This window comes from Ruegeria sp. AD11(2025), from assembly GCF_056542405.1.
The window spans coordinates 1-8,718 of the sequence record NZ_JBQFZU010000058.1 but is presented as its reverse complement, the minus strand read 5'-3'; the positions used below and the strand labels follow the sequence as shown (position 1 = coordinate 8,718).

The 8,718-nt window shown below is 54.3% G+C and carries 2 protein-coding genes and 1 pseudogene; 1 reads left to right on the top strand and 2 read right to left on the bottom strand.

Going from position 1 to position 8,718, the window contains the following annotated elements; translation table 11 throughout:
- Nucleotides 1-6,069: tandem-95 repeat protein (locus tag ACR1XY_RS23685; RefSeq protein WP_480597149.1), on the bottom strand; the 6,069-nt coding region annotated here is incomplete at its 3' end.
- 412 nt (nt 6,070-6,481) lie between these two features.
- Between ACR1XY_RS23685 and ACR1XY_RS23680 the strand changes: the two are divergent.
- Nucleotides 6,482-6,580, top strand: a pseudogene (locus tag ACR1XY_RS23680) (transposase domain-containing protein); the annotation flags it as partial.
- Between the two features lie 185 nt (nt 6,581-6,765).
- Here ACR1XY_RS23680 and ACR1XY_RS23675 read toward each other — a convergent pair.
- A partial coding sequence (locus ACR1XY_RS23675; protein WP_480597147.1) for a S8 family peptidase occupies nt 6,766-8,718 on the bottom strand: 1,953 nt, incomplete at its 5' end.

The following is an 8,718-nucleotide window of genomic DNA, read 5'->3' as shown; positions in this document are numbered from 1 at the left end:
GGTGGTGTTCAGGGTCAGGGTTGCCCCATACGCACTCGTGGCAGACACCGCTGTCATCGTGAGCGCATCCCCCTCGACATCGCTGTCGTTGGCAAGAAGGGTGGCGGTATCAAACAGGACGACAACATCTTCTGTGATGATATTCGGACTTAGAACAACAACATCATCAATCGCGGCAGGCGCATCGTTTCTTCCGTGCACAACAACTGAAACGCTTGCGGTGCTCTCCCCACCATTCCCGTCCGCGACCGTATAAGTGAAGGTATCCGTCAGGGTCTCGCCAACTGCCAGCGCCTGCGCAACCGCAGCACCGGTGGGATCGTAGCTGATGGTCCCGTCAGTGTTCAGTGTCAGGGTGGCCCCATGCGCACTCGTGGCAGACACCGCTGTCATCGTGAGCGCATCCCCCTCGACATCACTGTCATTGTCCAGAAGCGTGGCGGTCTTAATCAGGGTCACAGCGTCTTCGGTGATGATGTTGGAGCTTTGAGCAACACCATTTGCATCGAATATACGGGCCTTGATGGCCCAATCAGAAGTATCGCCTTGCTGCCCGTCTCTAGATTGCCAGGTGACGACGAAATGGCCACTGGCGAGGGCTGTAACACTTGGCTCGGTTTGAGTGTCATTAGTGAATTCATTGACCAGGAATTCACTGACGATCTCGTTACCATCCGCATCAAAGATGCGGGCCTTGATGGCAGAGCTGGAAGCATCCCCTTGCTGCTCGTCTCCAGTCACCCAGGTAACAACGAATTCGCCATTGGCGAGGGCTGTAACGCTCGGGCTGATTTGACTGTCATTGGTAAATTCATTGACCAGGAATTCGCTGGCGACCTCATTTCCATTCGCGTCAAAAATACGGGCCTTGACAGCCCAATCGGGCGTATCACCTTGCTGCTGCTCATCAGACATCCAGGTGACAACAAAATGATCATTGGCGAGGGCCGTAACGCTCGGAGTGCTTTGCCAGTCATTACTAAACTCGCTGACCAGGAACTCGCTGACGATCTCAACGCCGTCCGCGTCAAAAACACGCGCTTTGATGGCTCCACCAGGCACATCGCCTAGTTGCTGGTCATGAGACATCCAGGCGATGACAAAACCGCCATTGGCGAGGGCCGTAACGCTCGGACTGATTTGACTGTCATTGGTAAACTCATTGGCCAGGAATTCACTGGTGACCTCAACGCCATTCGCATCAAAAATACGCGCCTTGATGGCATAATCAGACGTATCAACCCGCTGTCCTTCTCCAGACTGCCAGGTGATGACAAAATGGCCATTGGCAAGTTCTGTGACGCTCGGGTTGAGCTGCCAGTCATTATTGAATTCATTGACCAGGAACTCACTGACGATCTCACCGCCATCCGCATCAAAAACACGGGCCTTGATGGCCCAATCGGACGTGTTACCTGGCTGCCCGCCTTCAGACACCCAGGTGACGACAAACTGCCCATTGGCGAGGGCTGTAACGCTCGGTTGAGCACCATTGTTGAATTCATTGACGAGGAACGCACTGACGATCTCACCGCCATCCGCATCAAAAATACGCGCCTTGACAGCCCAATCGGGCATGTCGCCGTGCTGCTGCGCATGAGACATCCAGGCGACGACGAAATGCCCGTTAGCAAGTTCTGTGACGCTCGGGGCGCTTTGACTGCCATCGGTGAACTCATTGACCAGGAATTCGCTCTGGTCAACAACATCATCCACTGCAACAGGCGCATCATTGGCTCCGTGCACAACGATGGAAACCGTTGCGGTGCTCTCCCCGCCATTGCCGTCACTGACCGTATAGGTGAATGTATCCGTCAGGGCCTGGCCCTCTGTCAGAGCCTGAACAGCGTCTACGCCGGTTGGGTCATAGCTGATCGTCCCATCGGTGTTCAGCGTCAGGGCTGCGCCATGCGCACTTGTGGCAGACACAGCTGTCACCGTGAGCACATCCCCGTCGACATCGCTGTCATTGGCAAGAAGCGTGGCTGTCTCAATCAAGGTGACAGCATCTTCGGTGATAAGATAGGGGTTTTGAGCAACACCGTTTGTATCAAAAATACGGGCATTGATCGCAGAACCGGACGTATCGCCTTGCTGCCCGTCATCGGACTGCCAGGTGACAACAAAATCGCCATTGGCAAGGGCTGTTACACTCGCGTTGCCTTGAAAGAGATGGTTAAATTCATTGACCAGGAATTCACTGACGATCTCGTTACCATCCGCATCAAAGATGCGGGCCTTGATGGCAGAGCTGGAAGCATCACCTTGTTGCCCGTCATAAGAGTGCCAGGTGACGATGAAATTGCCATTGGCGAGGGCGGTAACACTCGGGTCGTGTTGGCCGTTATTGGTAAACTCATTGACCAGGAATTCATTTACAATCTCAACACCGTTCTCATCGAAAATACGGGCCTTGATGGCCCAATCAGTATCACCTTGCTGCCCGTCGTTAGACCTCCATGTGACGATGAAATGGCCATTGGCGAGCGCTGTGACGCTCGGGCTCCCTTGAGTGTTAGCGGTGTATTCATTGACCAGGAATTCGCTGACAATCTCAGCTCCACTCGCATCAAGAATGCGGGCCTTGACGGCACCCCCAGACGTATCGCCTTGCTGCTGGTCATCAGACTCCCAGGTGACAACAAAACGGCCATTGGTGAGGGCTGTCACACTCGATGACTCTTGCTTGCCATCAGTGAACTCATTGACCAGGAATTCATTTACAATCTCAACACCGTTCTCATCGAAAATACGGGCCTTGATCGCAGAACCAGACGCATCGCCTTGCTGCTGGTCATCAGACGTCCAGGTGACGACAAAACTCCCATTGGCGAGGGCTGTCACACTCGAGAACGCCTGACCGCCATCGGTAAACTCATTGACCAGGAACTCACTGGCGATCTCACCGCCATTCGCATTAAAGATGCGGGCCTTGACGGCAGTACTGGAAATATCGCCTTGTTGTCCGTCAGAAGACTGCCAGGTGACGACGAAATCGCCGTTGGAAAGCGCTGTAACGCTCGGGCTGTTTTGCCAGTCATCGGTAATCTCATTGACCAGGAATTCGCTGACAATCTCAGCTCCACTCGCATCAAGAATGCGGGCCTTAATGGCAGAACCAGACGCATCGCCTTGCTGCTGGTCATCAGACTCCCAGGTGACAACAAAATGGCCATTGGTGAGGGCTGTAACACTCGATGACTCTTGCTTGCCATCTGTAAATTCATTGACGCGGAATTCACTCGTGCCAACAATATCATGACCTGCCACAGGTGCATCATTGGCAGGTGTGATCTCAAGCGCAAAGGTGTCGCTGGCTGAAAGTGACCCGTCACTGGCCGTTACCGTGACACTCAATGTGCCATTGAAGTCCTGGGGCGGTGTGCCTGAGAAGCTGCCGGAAGCCGCATCAAACACCAGCCAGTCCGGCAGGGCCGTGCCATCCGTAAGTGTCGCACTCAGGGTCAGCGCATCGCTATCCACATCCGTGAATGCGTTCGCCGGCAGCACAAAGCTCACGGCCTCATCTTCCACGGAAGCCTGATTGGACAATGCAAGTGCCACAACAGGGGCATCATTGGTTCCGTGCACAATGATCGAAACGGTTGCGACGCCCACACCGCCATTGCCGTCATCGGTCGCATAGGAAAATGTGTCGATAAGTGTCTGGCCCTCTGCCAGGGCCTGAACATCAGCTGCCCCGGTGGGATCGTAGCTGATGGTCCCATCAGTGTTCAGCGTCAGGGCTGCACCATGCGCACTTGTGGCAGAAACCGCTGTCACCGTGAGTGCGTCCCCGTCGACATCGCTGTCATTGGTGAGAAGCGTGGCGGTATCAATTGAGGTCACAACATCTTCGGTGATCGGAGTGGGACTTTGCACAACATCGTTAACTGCGACAGGTGCATCGTTGACAGGGGTAATCTCAAGCGCAAAGGCATCGCTTGCTGAAAGAGACCCGTCACTGGCCGTCACCAGTACATTGACCATGCCATTGAAATCCTGCGGCGGTGTGCCTGAGAAGCTCCCTGCAACCGCATCAAACACCAGCCAGTCCGGCAGGGCCGTGCCATCCGTAAGTGTCGCACTCAAGGTCAGCGCATCCCCATCCACATCCGTGAATGCGTTCGCCGGCAGCACAAAGCTCACGGTCTCATCTTCCACGGAAGACTGATCAGGCAATACAATCGCCACAACAGGCGCATCGTTGGCTCCATGAACAACCACGGAAACACTTGCGGTGCTCTCCCCGCCATTACCGTCCTCGACCGTATAGGTGAATGTATCCGTCAGGGTCTGACCCTCTGCCAGGGCCTGAACAGCGTCTGCGCCGGTTGGATCATAGCTGATCGTCCCGTCGTCTGTGTTCAGCGTCAGGGCCGCGCCATGTGCACTCGTCGGAGACACATCCATCACCGTCAGCGCATCTCCATCCACATCGCTGTCATTGGCCAGAAGCGTGGCGGTCTCAATCAGGGTGACAACATCTTCTGTGATAATCTTGTGACTTTGAGCAACACCGTTCGCATCAAAAACGCGGGCCTTGATGGCGAGGTCCCCATCGCCCTGCTGTCCGTCATGAGACTCCCAGGTGACAACAAAACCCCCATTGGCGAGGGCTGTCACACTCGGGTTCTGTTGCCAGCCATTGGTGAATTCATTGACCAGGAATTCACTGACAACCTCATCGCCATTCTCATTGAAAATGCGGGCCTTGATGGCAGTACCGGACGTATCCCCTTGCTGCTGGTCCTCAGACATCCAGGTGACAACAAAATGGCCATTGGTGAGCGCTGTAATACTCGGGTATACTTGCCAGCTATCGGTGAATTCATTGACCAGGAACTCACTGACAATCTCATCGCCATTCTCATTGAAAATACGGGCCTTGATGGCAGAAGCGGACGCATCCCCTTGCTGCTGGTCATGAGACCCCCAGGTGACAACAAAACCCCCATTGGCGAGGGCTGTCACACTCGGGTCCTCTTGCCAGAAGTTGATGAATTCGTTGACACGGAACTCACTGACAATCTCATCGCCATTCTCATTGAAAATACGAGCCTTGACGGCAGACCAAGACGTATCCCCGTGCTGTTGGTCCCAAGAATGCCAGGTGACGACAAAATGGCCATTGGCGAGCGCTGTAACGCTCGAGTATAGTTGCGCGTCATTGGTGTATTCATTGACCAGGAATTCACTGACAATCTCATCGCCATTTGCATCGAAAATGCGGGCCTTGATGGCAGAACTGGACGTATCCCCTTGCTGCCCGTCAAGAGAATGCCAGGTGACGACGAAATGGCCATTGGCAAGGGCTGTCACGCTCGGCCAGCCTTGCATGTCATGGGTAACTTCATTGACCGGGAACTGACTGACAATCTCATTACCATCCGTATCAAAAATACGGGCCTTGATGTCAAAACCAGACGGATGCCCTTGCTCCTGATCATTGGACGGCCATGTGACGACGAAATGGCCATTGGCGAGCTCGGTAACGCTGGGGGTCAATTGACTACCATTAGTAGACTCATTCACCAGAAATTCACTGACAATCTCGACACCATTCTCATTGAGAATACGGGCCTTGATGGCAGTTTCAGACGTATCGCCCGGCTGTCCATCATCAGACTGCCAGGTGACGACGAAATGGCCATTGGCGAGAGCGGTAACACTCGGGTCGCTTTGAGAGCCATCGGTGAAGTCATTGACCAGGAACTCACTCGGATCAACAGTATCATCAGCCGCGACAGGTGCATCATTGACCGGGGTAACATCAAGCACAAAGGTGTCGCTGGCCGAAAGAGACCCGTCGCTGGCCGTCACCATCACGTTGACTGTTCCATTGAAGTCCTGGGGCGGTGTGCCCGAGAAACTCCCCGCAACCGCATCAAACTCCAACCAGCCAGGCAGGGCCGCACCATCCGCAAGCGTCGCGCTTAAGGTCAGCGCATCGCCATCAACATCCGTGAATGCATTGGCCGGTAATACAAAGCTCACAGATTGATCTTCTGCTGAAAACTGATGAGGCAATGCAAGTGCCAGAACGGGTGCATTGTTCATTACGGTCATTCCTTTATCCAATTCAAGCTGTGAGCAATTGAGATGATCTCATTTGCATGCTGTACATGTGAGTGATGAGTGAAAACCTGTTGTTATTGTACTGGCTAACGTTCCAAAGTTTTACTGATTGGGTTCCGCTGCGCGATTGACCGCGAATACGTCCAGCCAATTCGTCCCGCATCCAACACTGGATCCAGATCGCTGAATTGGAAAATACCATGATTCTATATTTGAATAGGAAAAGGCTATGGTGGGGTCTGCACCTGTCAGACTGTTACTTTGTCAATACGGCCTGAGCAAACAGTCGCCACAAGCACCATTATCGCACCAGAAGTCTGCAATGGTCTTCTGGTCAGGGCGAGTTGCCCAGTCAACCACATCAGTTCGACGTTCCGCCCTGCATTACGTTCTAACCAATGGCCGTGCCTGGCTCACCCAAACACTGACCGCTATCGCAAACGGGCATAAACAGTCCAACATCAGCAGCCTGATGCCCTGGAATTACGCCACAGACCTGTAATCGGTGCACCGCCTTCACTTTATCCTGAAAATGACGCAGAAATCTCAGCGGCCCAATGCATGTACCGGCTGCTGTTCTCCGCCGTCCCTGAGGCCCTGGTTCAGACCTGCATCGTGCATCTGGTGCGCTATGCACTGCGCAGCTCTCTCGGCAGATGAAGTGGCCGAAACATCTGCCCGTGCGGCTCAAAACCTGTGACTGAGGGCAAATCCAATGTAGGGATTGGGGTCACCGCCTTGTGCGCGATATCCCGCGTTAAACAGAATTTCCGGTCCGGGCGCTTCTGAAGCAAGCTGATAGGTCAGGCCAATATCTATCGGCCGCACTGAAGATGTAATCTGCACAGTTTGAGAGCTTCTTGTCACGCCCGTGCTTTCCTGACCGGCCACTGCTGCAACCCTGTCCCGGGGGAGGTCGATTGAAATCTCACCAGAGGAGATCTGGAGCGGACTGGATATCGACAAGCGCATCGTGCCTGGGCTGCCGAGAAAGCGTTTCTTGCTGATTGAGACGCTGCCGGCACGCCCCGTCAGACTTTTGCCGCCAGTGACCAGGCCTGCCTGTTTGAAATCTGTCCTGCTTTGCGTGCCCGATACCGTCAGGAGCGTGCCCTGCCCGACCGCAACAGATCCGGATATTTCCAAGAACGAGGTAGAGCTGCGTCCGTCCTGACCCGCGGCTCCCATGAAGCGGGATCCAAGGACTGTGCCGTTTTCTTCTATGAGGCCGAACTGGGCAGAAAGGCCTGACCCATCTTTGTCTTTTGCTTCAAGCCCTATGCTGGTCCTTGAGAAGGAGCCCGTGGATGATCCGACCGCGTGGTCAGTAATAAGGGCCAGCGCTTGTGTGAGTTCAAACTTGTGCCTGAATGAGTAGTCTTCTGTCAGAAGCTGTCCAAATGGATCTGCGTCTGGATCTATGTCGCCGAGAGTTATCTCATAGGAGAACACATCCCCATCAAAACGGAGACCTGTTCCGTGATCTGAACGCATGAGTGTGAGGCTGTCGCTGACCTTTGTTTCCCTTGTGATCGCAAGGCGGGGTCTTGGCGCCTTGAGTTCGGAGACCAGGGCACTGGCAGCAAGCTCAAATCCGCGCGTATACGCATCTGCAACCATCAGGGTCTGCCCTGCGAGGGCCTGGTTGAGGGCTGGCGCCAGGGCGCCGCTGGCGACGATGCCGGTTTCGGCAAGAGGCATGGCGGCGCTCTCGGTGGTGTTCCCCTGGTAGACAACAAGCTCACCCATAGGAAGCATGGCGCGTTCCAGATTGAGGAGACCCTGCCCGTAGATCGGGTCAACACCCGGCTCACCGAGATCTTCAGCTGCAGCGAACATAATCTCAGCGATTACGGGGGCGGTCAGGTGAGGCCACTGGCTCTTCAATACGGCATAGGCTCCAGTGACGTAGGGGGCGGCCAAGGACGTTCCCCCCAAATGATCGATGACGGTGCCGTTGGGGATTCTCAGGATATCTACGCCTGGTGCAGCGAGGCAAAAATCCTGTGCGAGGCCACAATGGTTGGAGAAACCCGCTATGTTTTTGTCTTCATCAACAGCGACGACGGCGATGAAGTGGTCCTTATATTCGGGCAGGACAACTGGAATGCCTGCATAGAGTCCGACCTCGGGCAGGCCGCTGTTGCCTGCAGCAAAAACGATCATCAAGTCTTCGGATTTGGCTCTATTCAGGGCGGTGATGGTTGCGGGTCCTAGAAAATCTTGGAGCGAAGCGCGATTTTCGTCCGAAGATTGAGTTGTAAACTCAGTGATTATCCTATCGACGACCATACCATCGACAATTTTGTCCTGACCCCAGCTGTTGTTCATGACATGCGCATCGGCCGCGATTGCGCGGTTTATGGCATCAGGCCACATAATTCTAATCGTCGTCGTCGGATGAATTCCATTGAAGATGACAAGCTCAGAGTCAAAGGCAACGCCGTGCAGGCCTTGACCTTTTTTCCTGCCTGCAGCGATGTTGGCAACATGCGTGCCATGACCGGAACGGCCATGACCGTCAGGTTCAGAAATATCGCCGGGGTCGCCGACATAGGAGTGGCTGTTCTCAAAGTCGATTTTCCCTTCGAATTCTGGGCTGTCGAGATCGATGCCTGTGTCCAGGATTGCAATCTTTAC